Genomic DNA, 19420 nt, shown 5'->3' with positions numbered 1-19420 from the left:
GCAGGAGATGCGGTTTTTGGACCGCATCGCGCTGATGTGGAGGTGATTTTCAACATGGGAGGAAATCGAATGCTATCGAGGCTGAGACTGCTCGTGCTTGGCTTGATCGCGGCGATCGCCATTCCGGCGATGGCCGAGGCCAAGACATTCTACTGGATTTCACATGGCGGACCGGCCGATCCGGTCTGGACCTATTTCCTCGCCGGCGCCAAACAATGGGCGAAGGACACCGGCAACACCGTCAACACCTCGTTCCACAATGGCGACGTCGCCTCGCAGCAGGAAGCCATCCGCACCGCCATCTCGGCCAAGGCCGACGGCATCGCCACCACCAGTCCCGATCCGGGCAGCCTCGTTGAACTCGTCAAGGAGGCCCGCGCGGCCAACATCCCGATCATCAACTTCAACACCCCCGACCCGAAGGCGAACTTCAACGCCTATGTCGGCGGCGACAACACGACTTTCGGCAAGCACTGGGCGCAGTATCTGGTCGACAAAGGCCTGGTGAAGAAGGGCGACTTCGTGTGGATGCCGGTCGAGGTGCCCGGCGCCACCTACGGCGTCCAGGAAGAGGAAGGCATCAAGAGCGTGTTCGCGCCGCTCGGCATCACCTATGAGGTGACCGAAGCGACGCTCGACCAGGCCGAAGTAATCAACCGCATGGTCGATTACCTCACTGCCCACAAGGGCAAGGTGAAGGCCATGATCGGCCTCGGCGACCTCGTCACCGGCTCGGTCAAGCGCGTCTTCGACCAGGTCGGCATCAAGCCTGGCGAAATCCCGGTCGTCGGCTGGGGCAACTCGCTCGACACCACCCAGGAAGTGCTGAACGGCTACGTCAATGCCGCGCAGTGGCAGGACCCGCAGGCGACCAGCTACATTGCCTTGTCGATGGCTGCGATGGCCTCGGCCGGCATTCCTCCGGGTTTCAACGTCATCACCGGCGCGCTCTATGAAAAGGACACCGCCGGCGTCTACGACAAGATCCTGTCCGGCAAGTAATCCGCGACCAATGGCCGTGGCCGCCTGCGCGGCCACGGCCATTGCTTTCGCCGAGCCTGCCGCCGCGCGGGCTTCCAGCCAGGTTCACTCAGGTCGCGGGCGCCATGGAAAACCGTTCCCTCATCCAAAGTTTCGTCGCGAGGCCGGAATTCGGCCCGCTGGTGCTGCTGATCGTTGAACTCGTCGTCTTCTGGTCCATCAACCCCGATTTCCTGTCGCCGCAGAATATCTCCAACATCCTCGCCTTCACCGTCGAGCTCGGCCTGATTGCGCTGGCGATGACGCTGCTGATGACATCGGGCGAATTCGATCTCTCGGTCGGCTCGCTGTTCGGCTTCTCGCCGGTGCTGATGTGGACGCTGTTCAATGGCGGCGTCACCTCGCTCGGGGTGGGTTTCGCCATTGCTCTGGTGGTCGCGGCCTTGATCGGACTGGTGAATGGCTGGTTCGTCACGCGGCTCAAGATCCCGTCCTTCCTGGTGACGCTCGGCATGCTGCTCGTCGTGCGCGGCACCGCGCTGTTCGTCACCGACGGCTTTCCGCAACGCACCTGGAGCGCGGAAGGCAGCTGGCTTGCCGAAATCCTGGTCGGCGATTTCTACATCGGTCCGTTCCGTATCTATGCCTCGCTGTTCTGGTTCATCGGCGCCGCACTCCTGCTTGGCTATGTGCTGACGCAGAGCCGCACCGGCAACTGGATCCAGGCGGCGGGAGGCAATCCCAATGCCGCCCGTGCACGCGGCGTCAACGTCAGCCGCGTCAAGGCCGGCCTGTTCGTGCTCTCGGCGGTGATGGCCTCGCTCGCAGGCGTCATCTCGTCGCTCCGCACTTCGGCGGCCAATCCCAACAGCGGTACCGGCTACGAGCTCGAAGTGATCGCGATGGTGGTGATCGGCGGCACGGCGCTGACCGGCGGGCGCGGCACCATCATCGGCACGGTGCTCGGCATCCTGATCCTGCGCGTGATGCGCAACGGCATCGTGCTGATCGGCGTGCCGGGGCTCGCCTACAACATCTTCATCGGCGCGATCATCCTTGGCATGATGGCGCTGCATTCATGGCTCGAACGCCGGCACCAGGCAGGGACGTGAACCATGGCCGAACCGCTCATCCGCATGGTAAACATCCGCAAGTCCTACGGGCGCGTGCAGGCGCTGGTGGACGCCAATTTCCACGTCAATGAAAGGGAAATCGTCGGGCTGCTCGGCGACAACGGCGCCGGCAAGTCGACGCTGATCAAGGTGCTGTCGGGCGCGGTGCCGCTGACCAGCGGCGACATCTTCGTGCGCGGCCAGAAGGTGAACTTCCGCAACACCAGCGACGCCATCGCGGAAGGCATCGAGACGATCTACCAGGACTCCGCGCTCGTCACGCAGCTGTCGATCGCCCGCAACCTGTTCCTCGGGCGCGAGCCGATCAAGCCGCCGCGCTTCCTGAACCGCATGGACCAGGAGGCGATGAATACGGTCGCGCGCGATCTGCTCAAGCAGGTCGGCATCTCGAAAAACATCCCGCCGACGACGCCGATCGGCTCGCTCTCTGGCGGCGAGCGGCAGGCGGTGGCGATCGCGCGCGCCATGCATTTCGACAGCGACCTCATCATCCTCGACGAGCCGACCAACAATCTCGGCGTCGCCGAGACGCAAGGCGTCTTGAGCTTCGTGCGCAGCGCCCGCGATTCCGGCCACTCCTGCATCTTCATCGCCCACAACATCCACCATGTCTTCCAGGTGGTCGACCGCATCGTGGTGATGCGCCGCGGCAAGGTGGTGGCCGACGACATCGACCCGAAGAAGACCACCGTCGCCGAGGTCGAGCGGATCATCACCGGCATGTCGGACAAGGAGATCCGCGACGCCATCGCCGAAGGCCCGCAGCCGCACGGCTGATGCGGCCTGGCGTTGATTTGGCCTGACAGGGGCTCGCATCCCATCCTATGACTGGACCCATGAAAGCCACCGTAGCCGACATCGCCAGAAGCTGCGGCCTGTCGACCGCGACGGTCGACAGGGTGCTCAACAACCGGCCGGGCGCGAGCGCCGCCAACCGGCAGCGGGTGATGGAGGCGGCCAAGCAGCTCGGCTATCTGCCGACCCTCGACCAGGTCGTGCTGCCGTCGAAGCCGGCGCATCTCGAATTCTTCCTGCCGATCGGCAGCAACGCCTTCATGGCGGATCTTGCCCATCATATCGAGGACTATGCCGGGCGCCTGCCGCTGGTCGCCTCCTGCCGCATCCACAATCTCGCCGGCATCTCGCCGGCGGCGCTGCAGGGCGCGGTCGAGAACCTCTCGCTCAAGGCCAATGGCGTCGGCGTCATCGCCGTCGACCATCCGCGCACGCGCAACATTCTGCGCGAGCTGGTCGAGGCCGGCATCAGGCTCGTGACGCTGGTCTCGGACGTGCCGGCAGCACCCCGCTCGGCCTATGTCGGCATCGACAACCGCGTGGCGGGGCGCACGGCGGCGCTGTTGATGGGCCGCTTCCTGGGTGGCCGGACCGGGCATCTGGCCATGGTGGTCGGCTCGCGCTCCTATCGCGGCCATGAGGAGCGCGAGATGGGTTTTCGGTCGGTACTCGCCGAAGAGTTTCCCAATCTCACCGTGTCCAGTGCCGTCGAGATCAACGACGAGCCGGACGCCAGCTACCGCGCGACCATGAAGGCGCTGCACAACGAGCCTGAACTGCTCGGCATCTATTGCGTCGGCGCCGGGCGCTCGGGCGTGGCGAAGGCATTGCTCGAAGCCAAGCCGCGCAAGAAGCCGGTGTTCATCTGTCACGACCTGACCAAGGAAACGCGCCGCTATCTTGTCGACGACCTCGCCGACGTCGTCATCGACCAGAATGCGCGGCTCATCGCCGAGCAATCGGTGATCCGCCTGCTCGGCTCGATCGCCTCATCGGCGCCGTACCTGACCAAGAAATTCATCGAGCCACGGCTGATCTTCAAGGAAAATGTGCCGGTGCAGTAGGTTCTGGCCGGCCTTGCGGGATTTGTCAGACGATTGATCCCGCGAATCTGCACACCAGCTATGCACGTTTCGCAGTTGCCGAATCGTTGGGCACACCCTAGTTATGGGCATGTCGGATGTCTACCTCCTCCCAGACACCGACGGTGAATGCGGTGCACCTCCTCCCGCGCCGTATTCGAAATCGAGCCCGCTGCCTCCTCCTCCCGGCAGCGGGCTTTTCTTTTGCCTGCAGGGACGCGGCGACCGCGGAATCCCCCTCACCCGCGAAGCGGCCGGATGAGGGGAGACTTCCGAGTTCGGAATCAGCGCGCCCTGAACGAAGCGATCAGGCTCTCGGCCATGCGCACGAACTGCGCGCTCGGACCTTCGGCGCCGACGCTCTGCATCGAGACGCGCGCGCCTTCGAGAAGCAGCGACAACGTGTCGGCGAGCAACTCGGCCTGGCCGATGCCGGCGTCACGGCAGAGCGCCACGAGCTTTTCTCGCTGAGCTTCCTTCAATTCCTTGATGACGCGCCTTGCCGGATGATCGCTCTCGCTGAGCTCGACGGCAGCATTGGCCATATCGCAGCCGCGGCTGTCGGCGCTGAGCATTTCTGACGCCTTGTGAACCCAGGCATGGAGCTGTGCGAGCTTGTCGCCGGGATGCCGGGCCTCGAAATCGTCCCAGATCCTGGAAGCCTTCGCTGCCGTGGCGCGCAGGCATTCGATGATCAGCTCGTCCTTGGACTCGAAGTGACGATAGAGCGTCATCTTGTTGGTGCCGGCCGCCTCGGTGATAGCGTCGACGCCAACGCCCTTGATGCCGTGCTTGTGGAACATGTCCTGCGCCGTCTCCAGGATTCGATCCCGGGGGCGAGAGCGCTCCACGACGCCATCTGCCATCATGCTCTCCTTTCGTTTCCCAAAAATCCCTCGGCACACCTCTTGACTAGGATGTTACCGATCTGTAACTTCCAGAATGTTACTTACTGGTAACACCTATGTCGCTTCCCGTCAACGACAAGGCCTACCGATAGGCCCGGCCAGAGCGAGATGGGACAAAACCTGCCTGTCATGCGGCTTCGGCCGGTGAAAACGAGAAAAAACGACCCGTGGTCATGCGATGCGGGCCGCAAGCAAGGAGCCACTCCTATGCAAAAGCGTAAAGACCTGACGATCGACGAAGCCATCCGGGATCCGATGATCCGGTTGGTGATGAAGGCGGACGGGATCGATCCCAAGGCCTTCGAGCGGATGCTGCGCTCGCGCGCGGCAGAACAGGCGCCGGACGATGAATTCCTGCCACCCTTCTTAGAGGACTCGGGCTCCGGCCGGGCCCGGCGCATGCGCCATTTCGCAAAACCGTTCGGCGAGGCATCCGCGTCATGGTGAAATTCTTCATCCACCGTCCGATCTTCGCATCGGCGATCGCCATCATCATGGTGCTCGCCGGCGCGATCGCCTATTTCCTGCTGCCGGTCTCGCAATTCCCCGACATCACGCCCCCGCAAGTCGTGGTCAGCGCCCACTATCCGGGGGCCAGCGCGCAGGTGGTGGCCGATACGGTCACCACGCCGCTCGAGCAGCAGATCAACGGCGTGCAGGGCATGACCTACATGTCGTCGACGAGCTCGAACGACGGCTCCTCGACCATCACGATTACCTTCGATGTCGGCTATCCGCTGAGCACCGCGGCAGTCGATGTGCAGAACCGCGTCTCGCAGGCCGCATCCTCCCTGCCGGCCATCGTCAACCAGGGCGGCGTGACGATCAAGAAGCAGAATCCCAATTTCGTTCTGATCGTCGACCTCACCTCGCCGGACGGCTCCGTCGATCCGGTGGCGCTGAGCAACCTCGCCTATCTGCAGGTCGTCGACCCGTTGAAGCGGTTGCCCGGCGTCGGCGACGTGCAGATATTCGGCGAGCGCCGCTATTCGATGCGCGTCTGGCTCGACCCGGACAAGCTTGCCAATCTCGGCATCACCGCCGTCGACGTCCAGAACGCCATTTCCGAACAGAACGTGCAGGTGGCGGCCGGCAAGATCGGCCAGTCGCCGGCGCCGGCCGGCACCGCCTTCGAGATGCAGGTCAACGCGGTCGGCCGCTTGAGCGACCCGAAGGAATTCGGCGACATCGTCGTGCGCGCCAATTCGCAGAACGGCTCGCTGGTGCGGCTGCGCGATGTCGCGCGCATCGAGCTCGGCGCGCTGCAATATTCCTCGTCCGCCTTCTTCGGCAAGGATCCGACGGTGGTGCTTGCCGTCTACCAGATGCCCGGCTCCAACGCGCTCGACCTGCAGCAGCGGGTCAAGGACAAGATGCAGGAACTGTCGGCGCGCTTCCCGAAGGGCGTCCACTACGCCATGCATTACGACACGACGCGCTTCGTCTCAGCCTCGATGCATGACGTGCTGATCACCCTCGGCGAAGCGCTGGTGCTGGTCGTGGCGGTGGTGTTCATCTTCCTGCAGAGCTGGCGCACGACCATCATCCCGACCATCGCCATCCCCGTGTCGCTGATCGCGACGCTGGCGGTGATGTACATGCTGGGCTTCTCGCTCAACATGCTCTCGCTGCTCGGCATGGTGCTGGCGATCGGCCTCGTCGTCGACGACGCAATCGTCGTGGTCGAGAATGTCGAGCGACAACTGGAAGCCGGCCTTGCGCCGCTTGCCGCGACACGCGCGGCGATGGCCGAAGTGACCGGGCCGATCATCGCAACCACTGCGGTGCTCGGGGCGGTGTTCATCCCGGTGGCCTTCATCCCCGGCGTCTCGGGACGGCTCTACAACCAGTTCGCGCTGACGGTGGCGATCTCGGTCGGCATCTCGGCCTTCAACTCGCTGACGCTGAGCCCTGCGCTAAGCGCCGCGTTCCTGCGCCATCGCGGCGAGACGCAGTTCGTGCTGTTCCGCTGGTTCAATGCCGGCTTCGACTGGCTGTCGCATGCCTATGCCCGTGGCGTGCGCATCCTGATCAAGCTGCGCTGGGCCATGCTCGGCTTGTTCGCGGCCGGCCTGGTTGCCACCTATTTCGTCTGGCAGAAGCTGCCCTCGACCTTCCTCCCCGTGGAGGACCAGGGCTATTTCTTCGTCGTCATCCAGCTGCCGGACGGCGCTTCGCTGGAACGCACCGATGCGGTGGCCAAGAAGGCGCGCGACGTCCTGCAGAACACGCCCGGCGTCGATATCGTCGGCTCGATCAGCGGCCTGAACTTCCTGACCAGCGCCGCGCAGTCGAATTCGGCTGTCGAGTTCGCCATCCTGAAGCCTTGGGACGAGCGCGGGCCCGACCAGAACGCCTCGAAGCTGGTCGCTGAGGTCCGCAACAAGTTGCTGCAGATACCGGAAGCCTTCGCGCTCTCCTTCGATCCGCCCTCGATCCCGGGCCTCGGCACCACCGGCGGCTTCGAGTTCCAGGTGGAGGACCTTTCGGGCCGCGGCAGCGCCGCGCTCAACGAGGTCACGCAGGCGCTGATCGCCGAGGCGCGCAAGCAGCCGGAGCTCAACCCGCAGCAGCTGTTCTCGTCCTTCTCGACCTCGACGCCGCAGTTCAACTACGACCTCGACCGCAGCAAGGCGAAGCTTCTCGGCCTCAACCTGCCGGACGTGTTCAACACGCTGCAGATCTATCTCGGCTCGCTCTACGTCAACGACTTCAACCTGTTCGGCCGCACCTTCCGGGTGACGATCCAGGCCGACAAGGACGCGCGCGGAAATGCGAACGACATCTCGCGGCTCTATGTGCGCAACGCCTCCGGCGGCATGGTGCCGCTGAGCACGCTGGGCAGGCTGGTGCCGATCGTCGGTCCGGAGACAGTGCCGCACTACAACAACAACGCATCGGCCCTCATCAATGGCGGCGCTGCCCCGGGCTTCTCGTCCGGACAGGCGGTGGCGGCCATGGAACGGGCGGCGGCGAATGTGCTGCCGCGCGACTTCGGCTATGAGTGGACCGGCATCACCTATCAGGAGCTCAAGGCCGGATCGATCGCCTCGATCGTTTTCGGGCTGGCGATCGTCTTCGTCTTCCTGATCCTGGCGGCGCAGTATGAAAGCTTCGCGATGCCTTTCATGGTGCTGCTCGCGGTGCCGCTCGCCCTGTTCGGCGCCTTCGTCGTGCTGCTCGCCCGCGGCATGCAGATCGACGTCTACTCGCAGATCGGCTTCGTCATGCTGATCGGCCTGGCTGCGAAGAATGCGATCCTGATCGTGGAGTTCGCCCGGCGGCGGCGCGATGAGGGCCTCACCATCGTCGAAGCGGCGATGGAAGCCGCAAGGCTGAGGCTCAGGCCGATCCTGATGACGGCCTTCGCCTTCATCCTCGGCGTGTTGCCGCTGATGTTCGCGAGGGGCGCGGGCGCGGCCAGCCGGCAGTCGATCGGCACAACCGTCTTCGGCGGCATGGTGGCGGCGACGGTGCTGTCGCTGGTCTTCGTGCCGGTCTTCTACGCGGTCATCGAAAAGCTGCGCGAGCGCGGCAGCGAGAACGAACCTGCCACGGGGCGTCAGTATGCCCCGCACCAACAAGAGATTGAACCGACCGCCGAGCCGGCGCTTCAGCCGCTCGCCGAGGCAGCCGAATAAGATTGGAGAGACTTCATGCGTAGATGGAAAATCGCTTTGGGAACGGCCGTCGCGCTGGGCGCGATCTCGGTGGCGAGCGTGCATTTGCTCGACATGGGCAATCTCAGCCTCAACGCCAGCACGGCGGGCGCGGCACCTGCGCCCAAGACCTTCGTCATGCCGGTGCCGGTGGTGAATGTCGTCAAGAAGACGCTGCCGATCTATCTCGACTACGCCGCGCGCGTCGAGCCGATCCGCAGCATCACGCTGCAAGCGCGCGTGCCGGGCTATCTGGAGGAGCAGACAGCTGCGGACGGCAGCGACGTCAAGCAGGGCGACCTGCTCTACAAGATCGCGCCCCAGGACTACCAGGCAGCACTCGACCAGGCCAAGGCACAGGTCGAGCGCGACACCGCGACGCTCGATTACGCACGCTCGAACCTCGGCCGGGGCAGCGAGCTCGCCAAGAACGGCTACCTTGCCAAGGACAGCTTCGACCAGCGCACCAGCACGTTGCGTGGGGCGGAGGCAGCGCTGGCGGTCGACCGCGCCGCGCTGCGGACGGCCGAGCTCAATCTCGGTTATGCCGAAATCAAGGCGCCGTTCCCGGGACGCATCGGCCGCAACCAGGCTTCCGTCGGCACGCTGGTGAGCGTTGCCGGCACGGTGCTCAACACGCTGGTGCAGCTCGACCCGATCTACGTCACCTTCAATCCGAGCGAGACCGATCTCGTGCAGATCGAGCAAGCGAAGGCCGCAGGGCCGATCGCGGTCGATGTGCTGCTGCCGGGCGAGACCGAGCCCAGCCAGAAAGGCCAGCTCACCTTCATCGACAACACGATCGATCATTCGACCGGCACGATCACGGCCCGCGCCACGATCGGCAACGCTAAGTTCACGCTGCTGCCCGGCCAGTATGTGCGTGTGCGGCTGCATGTGAAGGAGCAGCCCAACACGCTGATGGTGCCGCAGGTGGCGCTCGGCTCCAGCCAGCTCGGCAAGTACCTCTATGTGGTCGGCAAGGGCAACACGGTCGACCAGAAGCTGGTTTCGCTCGGCCCGACCGACGGCGACCTGATCTCGGTCACCTCCGGCATCTCCGAAGGCGACCAGGTGATCACGGGCAACCTGCAGAAGATCGGACCCGGAATGCCGGTTTCTCCCTTGCCGCAACCGAAACCGGCCAGCTGATAACCCCCATCAGTCCCGGTCCGACGGCGCCCTCGGCTCACACGCCGAGGGCGCCGTTTTGTTGAGCAGCGCGACCAAGCCGGCGATGTCGGCGCGTTCGGCCTTGGCTGGAAGCATGAAGGCGCAATAGGGCTGGCCAAGCCGAACCGAGACGGACGACAGCGCGAGCAGCCGCCCCGCTTCGAGGTCCGTGCTGGCCATCGCCCTCTGCCCCAGCGCTATTCCCAGCCCAAGCCTCGCGGCGCCGATCGCCAGGCTGGAGAGACCGACGCGGCGGCCATGCGAGGGGTCCGGCGCGCGATTGCCGCCCGCCGCCGCGAACCAGTCCGCCCAGGTCGGATGCGATGCATAGTTCGGCCCCCAGTTGGTATGGATGAACTGGCTCTCGTGTATCCTCGACAGGTCGAAGGCTTCGTTGCCGTAGTGCTGCCAGAACTCTGGCGACGCGACCGGCAACACATCGTCGTGGACGAGGCGGACCATCTTGAGCGCCGGATAGTGATAATCGCCATAGCTGATGCGCAGGTCGATGTTCTGGCGCACGACATCGACGGGATCGTCCTCGACGCGGACATCGATCGGCATCTGCGGAAAGCCGGAAAGCAACGCCGCCAGGCGCGGCGCCAGCCACAGCTCGGCCAGCGAGAACGGCACGCTGACGACAAGGCGCGTCCTCAAGCCGCCCTCCAGCATGCGCCGGCCGACCGCCGCGATCTCGCCCAGCGCCCGCGCCGTCTGCGGATAGATGGCATGGCCGGCGTCGGTGAGCGCGATGCGGTTGCCGTTGCGCACAAAGAGCTGCTTGCTGAACCAGTCTTCCAGATTGCGGATCTGCTGGCTGACCGCCGCCGACGAGACGCCGAGCTCGGTGGCGGCCAGCGTGAAACTGCCAGTGCGGGCGGCTACCTCGAAGGCCCGCACCGCATTCAACGGTGGAAGCTTTTCCACGGCCTACCCCTCCATAAGATTTTCTTGCGCAACCATAACAATTTTCGGCGTTGTAGCAAAGATTTCCTTGTTGTGTAGTGACCTCGGATTTGTGGAGGAACCCGATGATCAATGACATTCTCGACCTGGACCGCTACCCGCTCGACCGCGAAGGCAGCCCCGAATGGCAGCACCTTGTTGAGGATTCCATTGCCGCGCTTAAAGCAAACGGCATGTTCAACCTGGAAGGCTTCCTGCGCCCGGGCGTTGCCGAGAAGGCCGTCGCGGAAATCCGTCCGGTGATGGACATGCGCTCGCACCCCCACAAGCGTGTGCACAACATCTACTTCAAGCCGTCAATCCCGGAGCTCGCGCCCGACCACCCGGCCCTGCGCAAGGTCGAGACGATCAGCCATACCGTCTGCGCCGACCAGATTCCGGGCAGCATCGTTCTGTCGATCTATGACTACGAGCCGCTGGTGCGGTTCCTGGCGGCGACAATGGGCAAGCCGCAACTGCATGTCATGCAGGATCCGCTCGCACGCGCCAACGTCATGGGCTACCGCGCCGGCGAGGCGCTCAATTGGCATTTCGACCGTTCGGAATTCACCACGACGCTGCTTCTGCAGGCGCCGGAGCGCGGCGGCGACTTCGAATATCGCACCGACCTCCGCTCGGACGACAATCCGAACTATGACGGCGTGGCCAGGTTGCTCGAAGGACGAGACCCCGAAGCCAAGGTCCTGCGCATGAAGGCCGGCACGCTGAATGTCTTCCGCGGCAAGAACACCGCGCATCAAGTGACCACAGTCGAGGGTGAGCGCGAGCGTATGATAGCGGTGTTCTCCTATTACGAGCGCCCGGGGGTGATGTTCACCGAGGAAGAGCGGATCGGCTTCTATGGCCGCGCAGCCTGACGACGCTAATTCTAACCCGTCGCACCAAATTGAACCTTGTTAGATTGTCGACAACCTGCTTATCTTGCGCCCGGTTCATCCGGAGTGGGCGCATGAGCAAGCTGGATTTCAGTCCGATCGCGGACACCACGCGCAGGGCCGAGATCGTGGCGTTGCTCAGACGCGCCATCCTGACCGGCCAGTTGGAGCCCGGGCAGAAGCTCAACGAGCTACGCATCTCCGAGCAGATGCGAGTGAGCCGCGCGCCGCTGCGCGAGGCGATGCGCGAGCTGGTGCAGGAAGGCATTCTCGCCAGCATTCCCTATGCCGGAACCTTCGTCATCGACGTTGCCGCCAAGGACATCGTCGACGCCTATTCGCTCAACAAGGTGCTCGACGACTTCGCCATCGAGCTCACCTGGCCGCAGCGCGACCAGCGCTTCTTCGATGAGCTCGACCGCCGCCATGAAGCGGTCAAGCAGGCGACGCGGTCGCTCGACACCACGCGTCAGATCGAGGCGGCGCTGCGGCTGCACGGACTGATCTACGAGTGGGCCGACAATTCGGTGCTGCTGGAAACCTGGCAGCGGCTGACCAGCCGGCTGCAGATGTATTTCGCGCTGCATCAGCGGGCGCGCAACGAGCCGGTGCCGGCCGAGGATTTGCACGAGACCTATGTGGCGCTGCTCAAGGGCACGGACATGCGCGCCGCCCAGCGCCATGCGCGCGAGCATATCGACGACGATTTCGAAGAGCTTCTTGCCTTTGCGCGCGGCCTTGAAGAGCGCGCTTCGAAGGGCGCTGAACGTCGTCGCTGACAACGGGACAACAACGTGAAGATCAAAAGCATAAAAGCCTATCATGTCGTGCAGCCCTTCGTGGACGGGCCCTACCGCATGTCGAAGGGGCGCGTCGCCGACTGCTTCGACGCGGTGATCGTCGCCATCACCTCCGACACCGGCGTGACCGGCTGGGGCGAGATGGCGCCGCTCGGCAATTTCTACTCCGCCGCATTTCCGGCGGGAACGCGCGCGGGCGTGCCGGAAATCGCGCCGCATTTGATCGGCCGCGATCCGCGCGGCTTGGCCGGCATCAGCAGGCTGATGGACACGGTGTTCAAGGGCCATCCTTACATCAAGGCCGCGCTCGACATGGCCTGCTGGGATCTCGCCGCTCGCGCCGCCGACGTGCCGCTGGTGATGATGCTCGGCGGACGCGAGAGCGAGACGGCGGAGCTCTACCGGGTCGTCACCCACGGCACGGTCGACCAGATGGCGGCGCTTGCCAAGCGCATCGTCGCCGAGGGCTACCACCGACTGCAGGTCAAGGTCGGCGGCAATGTGCGCGACGACATCGAGCGCGTTACGGCAGTGGCCGGGGCCGTGCCGAAGGGAACGGTGATCTTCTGCGACGCCAATGCCGGCTGGACGCCCTACCAGGCGCGCCAGTTCGCCGACGCCACACGCGGCATCGACTACACGTTCGAACAGCCCTGCACGACGATCGAGGAGAACATGTCTGTGCGCCGGATGCTCGACAAGCCGATGGTGCTCGACGAATCCGTCACTACGCTCGGGGAGATGCTGGAAATCCATCGCCGGGGGGCGGCCGACGGGCTGACGCTGAAGATTTCGCGGCTGGGCGGCGTGACCCAGACCCGTCAGATCCGCGACGTCGCCGTCGATCTCGGCTTCATGATCACCGTCGAGGACACCGGCGGCGCCGAGATCGATACAGCCGCGATGGCGCATCTGTCGCTGTCGACACCGGAGGAACGGCGCCTGCACGCCATCGCGTTCCACGAATGGGTGACGGTGCGCACCGCCTCCAACAAGCCGCCGGTGACGGGCAGCCGAATGGGGATTCCCGACGGTCCCGGCCTAGGCATCGATGTCGTGCCGGACCTTCTCGGAAAGCCCTTCTTCGAGATCAGCTGAAAATGAAGATCAGGCGCATCACGGCAACGCCGATCAACTACAGGCTGGAAGCGCCTTACGTCTGGGTGTCCGGCGAAATCGACGGCTTCTCGCCGATCTGAACCAGGAGATCGTCAAAGGAAAGGAGACGGCAAAATACCGAATGGAAAAAGCGGCCGCGATTTCGATCGGGACCGTTAGACGGGTAAGCCATGCATCAAGAAAATCTGACCTTCCCGCCACAAGCGGCGGATGGATCGGAGCAAACTGCATGCTAGAGTTCGATCGATTGGAATTCTTGACGATGGCCGGGACCGGAGAACTCCACGGAAATCGTCAAACGGAATGCACTCGCCAACCACAAAACTGGGGAAGGGCTTAGACCCATGAGCAAGAACTGTCGCATTCTCGATCTCATCCGGCGCAACCGCACGCCGCTCGAAAACCACCTCATCGACGGCCTTATCGACGGCCGCGTCAGCCGCCGCGATTTCGTGCGCCACGGCAGCCTGCTCGGCCTGTCGCTGCCGCTGCTCGGCCGCATCGGCATGGCCGCGGGCTTCGGCGCCGCGCCCTCGCTCGCCCGCGCCGCAGGCGCGCCCGGTGCCACCATCCGCGTCGGCAGCAGCGTGCCGGCCGCCGCGATCGACCCGGTCACCATCGCCGATGCCGGCGGTCTGGTGGTGATGCAGCAGGTCGCTGAATTCCTCTGCGTCGACGGCCCTGACCTGGTGCTGAAGCCGGCGCTGGCCGAAAGCTGGAAACCGAATGCCGACGGCACGGTGTGGACCTTCAAACTGCGCAAGGGTGTCAAATTCCACAGCGGCGGCGAGATGAAGGCCGAGGACGTGGTGGCAAGCATCGACCGGCTGGCCGATCCAGCCAACTCGTCCAACGCGCTATCGGTGTTCAATGGCATCCTGAAGAAGGGCGCGACCAGGAAGGTCGACGACTATACGGTCGAGTTCCACCTCGACGCGGCGAACGGCAACTTTCCCTACATGGTGTCGTCCGATAACTACAACGCCGTCATCATCCCGGCGAGCTACAAGGGCGGCTACGAACAGAGTTTCGACGGCACCGGTCCTTTCAAGCTCGAAAAATACACCGCCAAAGTCGGCGCTTCGTTCGTGCGCAATGAGGATTACTGGGGCGAGAAGGCGCTACCGGAGCGCACCGAATTCACCTTCTTCACCGACATCCAGCCGCAGATCCTGGCGCTGCAGGGCGGCCAGATCGACATCATCAACCAGATGCCGGTGCTTGCCGGTGTCGGCCTGCTCAACGATCCGAATGTCGATATCATCAGCCTGAAGTCGGTGGCCCACCAGCAATTGCATATGCAGTGCGATTCCGATCCGTTCAAGGATCCGCGCGTGCGCCGGGCGATCGCGCTCAGCATCGACCGCAAGAAGCTCGTTGCCGGCCTGATGAAGGGCCGCGCCCAGGAAGGCAACGACAGCCCGTTCGCGGCTGTCTATCCGTCGACCGATCCCAGCGTGCCGCAGCGTGAGCAGGATATCGCGCAGGCCAAGCAACTGATGGAAGCGGCCGGCGCCGGCAAAGGCTTCAAGGTGACGCTGACCACCGAGCGCTATCTCGAAATCCCCGAATACGCCCAGCTCATCCAGAACTGGGTCAAGGAAATCGGCATCGAGCTCGAGCTCAACATCCTCGATCAGGGCGCCTATTACGGCGATGCGGTGTTCGGCAAGTCGAATTGGCTGGATTCGGTGATGGGCATCACCGATTACGGCCACCGAGGCGTGCCGAACGTCTATCTCGCGGCGCCGCTGAAGAGCGACGGCACGTGGAATGCCGCGCACTTCAAGAACAAGGACTATGATCAGCTGGCGACCAGCTACATCGCAGCCCTCGACCTCGAGGCGCAGAAGGCCACCGCCGGCAAGATCCAGAAGCTGCTGCTTGAGGAAACGCCGGTCATCTTCGGCTATTTCTACGACTACCTTACGGCGACGGCGAAAGGCGTGGCGGGCGTGCAGCCCACCGCCATGTCGCAGCTGTTCCTCGAGAAGGCCTCGAAGGCCTGACGGGAGCGGACAAGCTTATCCCTGACGGCCGGCTCTCCGCGGGGAGCCGGCTCCAATAGGAGTATTCGCCATCCTCGCCTTCCTTGTTCGGCGCCTCGGCCTGTCGCTCATCACGCTGTTCCTGCTCAGCGTCATGGTGTTCCTCGGCGGCCAGGTGCTGCCCGGCAATGTCGGGCGCGCCATCCTTGGGCCGTTTGCCGACCAACGCGCCGTCGACACGCTCAACCACTCGCTCGGCGTCGACCGGCCGCTGCTCGTCCAGTACGGAACCTGGATCTGGAACTTCCTCAATGGCGACATGGGCACGTCCTATATCTTCCGCGCGCCGGTCGCGCCCTTCGTCATCGAGGCGCTCGGCCATTCGATGAAGCTGGCGCTTGTCGCCTTCGTGCTGGTGGTGCCGATCGGCATCCTCGGCGGCATTATCGCCGCGCTCAACCTCAACCGGCCGCTCGACCGCATCATCAGCCTCGGCGGCCTGTCGGTGACAGTGCTGCCGGAATTCGTCACCGGCATCATCCTGATCCTGATCTTCGGGGTCTGGCTGCGCTGGCTGCCGATCGCCGCCGCCTGGCCGAAAGGCGCCGGCTTCTTCACCCAGCTCTACTATCTCATCCTGCCGTCGCTGCCGCTGTTCCTGGTGCTGTTCGGCTATATTGCCCGCATGGCGCGGTCCGGCATGATCGAGGCGCTCGATTCCGACTATACGCGCACTGCGGTGCTTAAAGGTCTGCCGTGGCGCACGGTGATCTGGCGGCATGTGCTGCGCAACGCGCTATTGCCGACCATCACCGTCATCGCCACACAGACCGGCTACCTGATCGGCGGCCTGGTCGTGATCGAGACGCTGTTCCGCTACCAGGGCATCGGCTCGCTGATTTTCACCGCCGCGCGCGGCAAGGATTTCCCGATGCTCGAAGCCGGCATCCTCACCATCGGCATCGTCTATGCGGTGGCCACATTGATTGCCGACTTCCTCTATTCCGTGCTCAATCCACGCATCCGGCTGGGGGCAGAGCAATGAGCGCGACAGACACTCCCGCCGGCGTGCCTGCGCAAGACACCACGCCGCGGCGTGGCCCGTGGGGCGAGGTGCTGGATTCGCTCTTGAGGTCCGGCACCTTCCTGACCGGGCTTGCCATCGTCCTGTTCTGGATCGTCTGCGCGCTGTTCGGCGAGCACTTTGTCCCCTATGATCCGCTGGCAAACGACATCATCAACGCGCTGGCGCCGCCATCGGCCGAGCACTGGTTCGGCACCGACCAGCTTGGCCGCGACGTGTTCTCGCGCGTCATCGTCGGCTCGCGCGACATCCTGACGGTGGCGCCGCTAGCGACATTGCTCGCGACCGTCGCCGGCACCGCGCTCGGTCTGCTGATCGGCTATTTCCGCGGCATCGTCGACGATATCGTCAGCCGCGTGCTGGAAGCCTTCATGGCGATCCCAGTGGTCATCATCGCGCTGCTCGCCATCGTCGCGCTCGGCACCTCGAAGATAACCGTCATCATCGTCATCGGCCTGAGCTTCGCGCCGATCATCGCCCGCACAGTGCGCTCGGCGGTGCTGGCCGAACGCGAGCTCGACTATGTCGCCGCGGCCAAGCTTCGCCACGAGGGCGCGCTGCACACCATGTTCGTCGAGATCCTGCCCAACGTCATCCCGCCGATCCTTGTCGAGACGACGGTGCGGCTCGGCTATGCCATCTTCGCCGTCGCAACGCTCTCCTTCATGGGCTTCGGCATCCAGCCGCCCTCCCCCGACTGGGGGCTTTCGATCTCCAGCAATTACGGCATGATCGGCGGCGGCTTCTGGTGGACGGTGCTGTTCGACGCGCTGGCCATCGCCTCGCTGGTGATCGGCGTCAACCTGGTGGCCGACGGCGTCCATGGAGCGTTCAATGACTGACAAGAACGCGCTCGAGCTCAACGATCTCTCGGTCGCCTATCGCGTCGGCGGCCGCAACCGGGCGGTGCTGCGCAATGTCAGCTTCACCATCGGCCGCGGCGAAGCCTACGGGCTGGTCGGCGAGTCCGGCTGCGGCAAGTCCACGGCGGCACTGTCGGTGGTGCGCTACCTGCCGCGCAACGGCTCGATCACCGGCGGCTCGATCGCGCTCGACGGCCAGGACGTGATGAAGCTCGACGGTGAAGCCTTGCGGCGCGCCCGCGCGGAAAGCGTGTCGATGGTCTATCAGGATCCGGGCAAGGCACTGAACCCGTCGCTGCGCATCGCCCGCCAGCTGACCGAGATCTTCGAACTAGCCGGCATCTCAGGTCAGGCCGCCGCCGACAAGGCGATCGCGATGCTGAACCTTGTGCGCATCTCCGATCCGGTGAGCGTCATGCAGCGCTATCCGCACCAGCTCTCCGGCGGCATGCAGCAGCGCGTGGCGATCGCCATGGCACTCGCCAACGATCCGTCGATGCTGATCCTCGACGAGCCGACGACCGGCCTCGACGCGACGGTCGAAGCCGAGGTGCTCGACCTGATCGCGCAGTTGCGGCGCGGGCTGTCGGCCTCGATCCTGTTCATCAGCCACAACCTCGCGGTGGTCTCCAACATGTGCGACCGGGTCGGCGTGCTCTATGCCGGCATGCTGGTCGAGGAAGGCTCGACGAAGGACGTCTTCAACGATCCGCGCCATCCCTACACGGTGGCGCTGCTGCGCTGCCTTCCGCGCGGCGGCCAGCGCAAGGACCAAGGACGCCTCGACACCATCCCCGGCTTCCTGCCCGGCATCGGCGCCAATATCGTCGGCTGCGCCTTCGTCGACCGCTGCGCGTTGGCGACGGAGCGCTGCCGCAGCGAACCGCCGCCGCTTTACGATCTGGGTGAAGGCCGGCTGTCGCGCTGCCACTACCATGATAAGGCGCAGTCGCTGCCGCGCGCCACGCCCGCCGATGTCACGGCGACCGCGCCCAAGCAGGCGCCGCCGGTGCTGCAGGTCGAGGGGCTGAACAAGACCTATGCCAGCTATGGCCGTCCGCTGAGGGCGGTGAAGGATGTCTCGGTCAGCCTGAGGCCCGGCGAGACGCTCGGCCTGGTCGGCGAATCCGGCAGCGGCAAGACCACCTTCGCCAGGCTTTTGCTCGGCCTCGTCCCGCCAGACGAGGGCGGCTCGATCGAGCTTGAGGGCAAGCCGTTGGCGCCGCGGCTTGCCAGCCGCTCGGAGGACCAGGTCAAGGCGGTGCAGATCGTCTTCCAGAACCCGGACTCGGCGCTCAACCGCTCGCATTCGATCCGGCACATCCTCAGCCGCGCCTTGAAGCGGCTGGGCGGCCTCACCGGCAAGACGCTGGATACACGCCTCGAAGAACTTGTGCGCTCGGTGCGCCTCACCGACCGGCATCTGGCGCTCAAGCCGCGCCAGCTGTCGGGCGGATTGAAGCAGCGCGTGGCGATCGCGCGCGCTTTTGCCGGCGAGCCGCGCATCGTCGTCTGCGACGAGCCGACCTCGGCGCTCGACGTGTCGGTGCAGGCGGCAATCCTCAACCTCTTGGCCGACCTGCAGTCGAGGCAGGATGTCAGCTACATCTTCATCTCGCACGACCTCGGCGTGGTGCGCTATCTGTCCGACAAGATCGCCGTGCTCTATCTCGGCCGCATCATGGAGTTCGGGCCGTCGGAAGCGGTGTTTTCCGGACCGCATCATCCCTACACCGAAGCGCTGCTGTCGGCCGTCCCAAAACTCGACCGGACGGAGAGCTCGCGCATCCGCCTCGACGGCGAAATACCGAGCGCGGCCAATCCGCCGACGGGCTGCGTCTTCCACACGCGCTGCCCGCGCAAGATCGGCGCCATCTGCGAGACGCAGGAGCCGGAGCTTTCAGAGGCCGAGCCCGGGCACACGATCCGCTGCCATATTCCTTTTGCGGAACTGGCAAGGCTGCAGAGGCCGAAGGCCGTGGAGCCGGCCTGAC

General features: G+C 64.6%; 16 protein-coding genes. 14 read left to right on the top strand and 2 right to left on the bottom strand.

Annotated elements, in window-relative coordinates; all coding sequences use genetic code 11:
• Nucleotides 1-69 precede the first annotated feature (69 nt).
• The 4 genes from RFN28_RS15855 to RFN28_RS15840 all read left to right on the top strand — a co-directional run bounded on the left by RFN28_RS15855 (nucleotide 70) and on the right by RFN28_RS15840 (nucleotide 3973).
• The gene (locus RFN28_RS15855; protein WP_320288263.1) at nucleotides 70-1002 is read left to right on the top strand and encodes a substrate-binding domain-containing protein; all 933 of its coding nucleotides are present in this window, start codon (nucleotides 70-72) and stop codon (nucleotides 1000-1002) included.
• Between the two features lie 104 nt (nucleotides 1003-1106).
• Nucleotides 1107-2093 carry an ABC transporter permease gene (locus RFN28_RS15850; protein ID WP_320288262.1) on the top strand — a complete coding sequence of 329 codons (987 nt, stop codon included), beginning with the start codon at nucleotides 1107-1109 and terminating at the stop codon, nucleotides 2091-2093.
• 3 nt (nucleotides 2094-2096) lie between these two features.
• On the top strand, nucleotides 2097-2891 hold the full coding sequence (locus RFN28_RS15845) for an ATP-binding cassette domain-containing protein (protein ID WP_320288261.1): 795 nt from the start codon (nucleotides 2097-2099) through the stop codon (nucleotides 2889-2891).
• Between the two features lie 59 nt (nucleotides 2892-2950).
• Complete coding sequence (locus RFN28_RS15840) at nucleotides 2951-3973, top strand: LacI family DNA-binding transcriptional regulator (protein WP_320288260.1); 1023 nt, start codon at nucleotides 2951-2953, stop codon at nucleotides 3971-3973.
• Nucleotides 3974-4275: 302 nt separating this feature from the next.
• Here the strand turns inward: RFN28_RS15840 and RFN28_RS15835 are convergent, their stop codons facing one another.
• Nucleotides 4276-4857 carry a TetR/AcrR family transcriptional regulator gene (locus RFN28_RS15835; RefSeq protein WP_320288259.1) on the bottom strand — a complete coding sequence of 194 codons (582 nt, stop codon included), beginning with the start codon at nucleotides 4855-4857 and terminating at the stop codon, nucleotides 4276-4278.
• Nucleotides 4858-5007: 150 nt separating this feature from the next.
• Between RFN28_RS15835 and RFN28_RS15830 the strand changes: the two genes are divergently transcribed.
• Genes RFN28_RS15830 through RFN28_RS15820 form a run of 3 tightly spaced genes read left to right on the top strand, consistent with a single transcriptional unit; the run spans nucleotide 5008 to nucleotide 9710 of the window.
• Nucleotides 5008-5346, top strand: a complete 339-nt coding sequence (locus RFN28_RS15830) for a hypothetical protein (protein WP_320288258.1) — start codon at nucleotides 5008-5010, stop codon at nucleotides 5344-5346.
• Nucleotides 5340-8540: an efflux RND transporter permease subunit gene (locus RFN28_RS15825; protein ID WP_320288257.1), complete on the top strand. Its 3201-nt coding sequence runs from the start codon at nucleotides 5340-5342 to the stop codon at nucleotides 8538-8540. Before RFN28_RS15830 ends, RFN28_RS15825 begins: the two co-directional genes overlap by 7 nt.
• Before the next feature lie 15 nt (nucleotides 8541-8555).
• Nucleotides 8556-9710, top strand: coding sequence for an efflux RND transporter periplasmic adaptor subunit (locus RFN28_RS15820; RefSeq protein ID WP_320288256.1), 1155 nt, complete (start codon nucleotides 8556-8558; stop codon nucleotides 9708-9710).
• A 9-nt stretch (nucleotides 9711-9719) separates the two neighbouring features.
• Here the strand turns inward: RFN28_RS15820 and RFN28_RS15815 are convergent, their stop codons facing one another.
• Entirely contained in the window at nucleotides 9720-10658 is a 939-nt protein-coding gene (locus RFN28_RS15815) for a LysR substrate-binding domain-containing protein (RefSeq protein ID WP_320288255.1), read from the bottom strand.
• A 104-nt stretch (nucleotides 10659-10762) separates the two neighbouring features.
• On the opposite strand from RFN28_RS15815, the gene RFN28_RS15810 reads away from it, so the two are divergent.
• From RFN28_RS15810 to RFN28_RS15780, 7 genes are all read left to right on the top strand, one after another.
• Complete coding sequence (locus RFN28_RS15810) at nucleotides 10763-11554, top strand: HalD/BesD family halogenase (RefSeq protein ID WP_320288254.1); 792 nt, start codon at nucleotides 10763-10765, stop codon at nucleotides 11552-11554.
• A gap of 92 nt (nucleotides 11555-11646) precedes the next feature.
• Nucleotides 11647-12351, top strand: a complete 705-nt coding sequence (locus tag RFN28_RS15805; RefSeq protein ID WP_320288253.1) for a GntR family transcriptional regulator — start codon at nucleotides 11647-11649, stop codon at nucleotides 12349-12351.
• A gap of 15 nt (nucleotides 12352-12366) precedes the next feature.
• On the top strand, nucleotides 12367-13470 hold the full coding sequence (locus RFN28_RS15800; RefSeq protein WP_320288252.1) for a mandelate racemase/muconate lactonizing enzyme family protein: 1104 nt from the start codon (nucleotides 12367-12369) through the stop codon (nucleotides 13468-13470).
• 365 nt (nucleotides 13471-13835) lie between these two features.
• Nucleotides 13836-15500, top strand: coding sequence for an ABC transporter substrate-binding protein (locus tag RFN28_RS15795; RefSeq protein WP_320288251.1), 1665 nt, complete (start codon nucleotides 13836-13838; stop codon nucleotides 15498-15500).
• Nucleotides 15501-15570: 70 nt separating this feature from the next.
• Complete coding sequence (locus RFN28_RS15790) at nucleotides 15571-16524, top strand: ABC transporter permease (protein ID WP_320288347.1); 954 nt, start codon at nucleotides 15571-15573, stop codon at nucleotides 16522-16524.
• Entirely contained in the window at nucleotides 16521-17405 is an 885-nt protein-coding gene (locus RFN28_RS15785) for an ABC transporter permease (RefSeq protein ID WP_320288250.1), read from the top strand. The genes RFN28_RS15790 and RFN28_RS15785 overlap by 4 nt, the downstream gene beginning before the upstream one ends.
• Entirely contained in the window at nucleotides 17398-19419 is a 2022-nt protein-coding gene (locus RFN28_RS15780) for an ABC transporter ATP-binding protein (protein WP_320288249.1), read from the top strand. Before RFN28_RS15785 ends, RFN28_RS15780 begins: the two co-directional genes overlap by 8 nt.
• Nucleotide 19420: the final 1 nt, after the last annotated feature.

This window comes from Mesorhizobium album (assembly GCF_033977205.1).
GTDB classification, from domain to species: Bacteria; Pseudomonadota; Alphaproteobacteria; order Rhizobiales; family Rhizobiaceae; genus Mesorhizobium; species Mesorhizobium album.
Note: the sequence above shows the minus strand (reverse complement) of the source record. Positions and strands in the feature narration are given on the sequence as shown.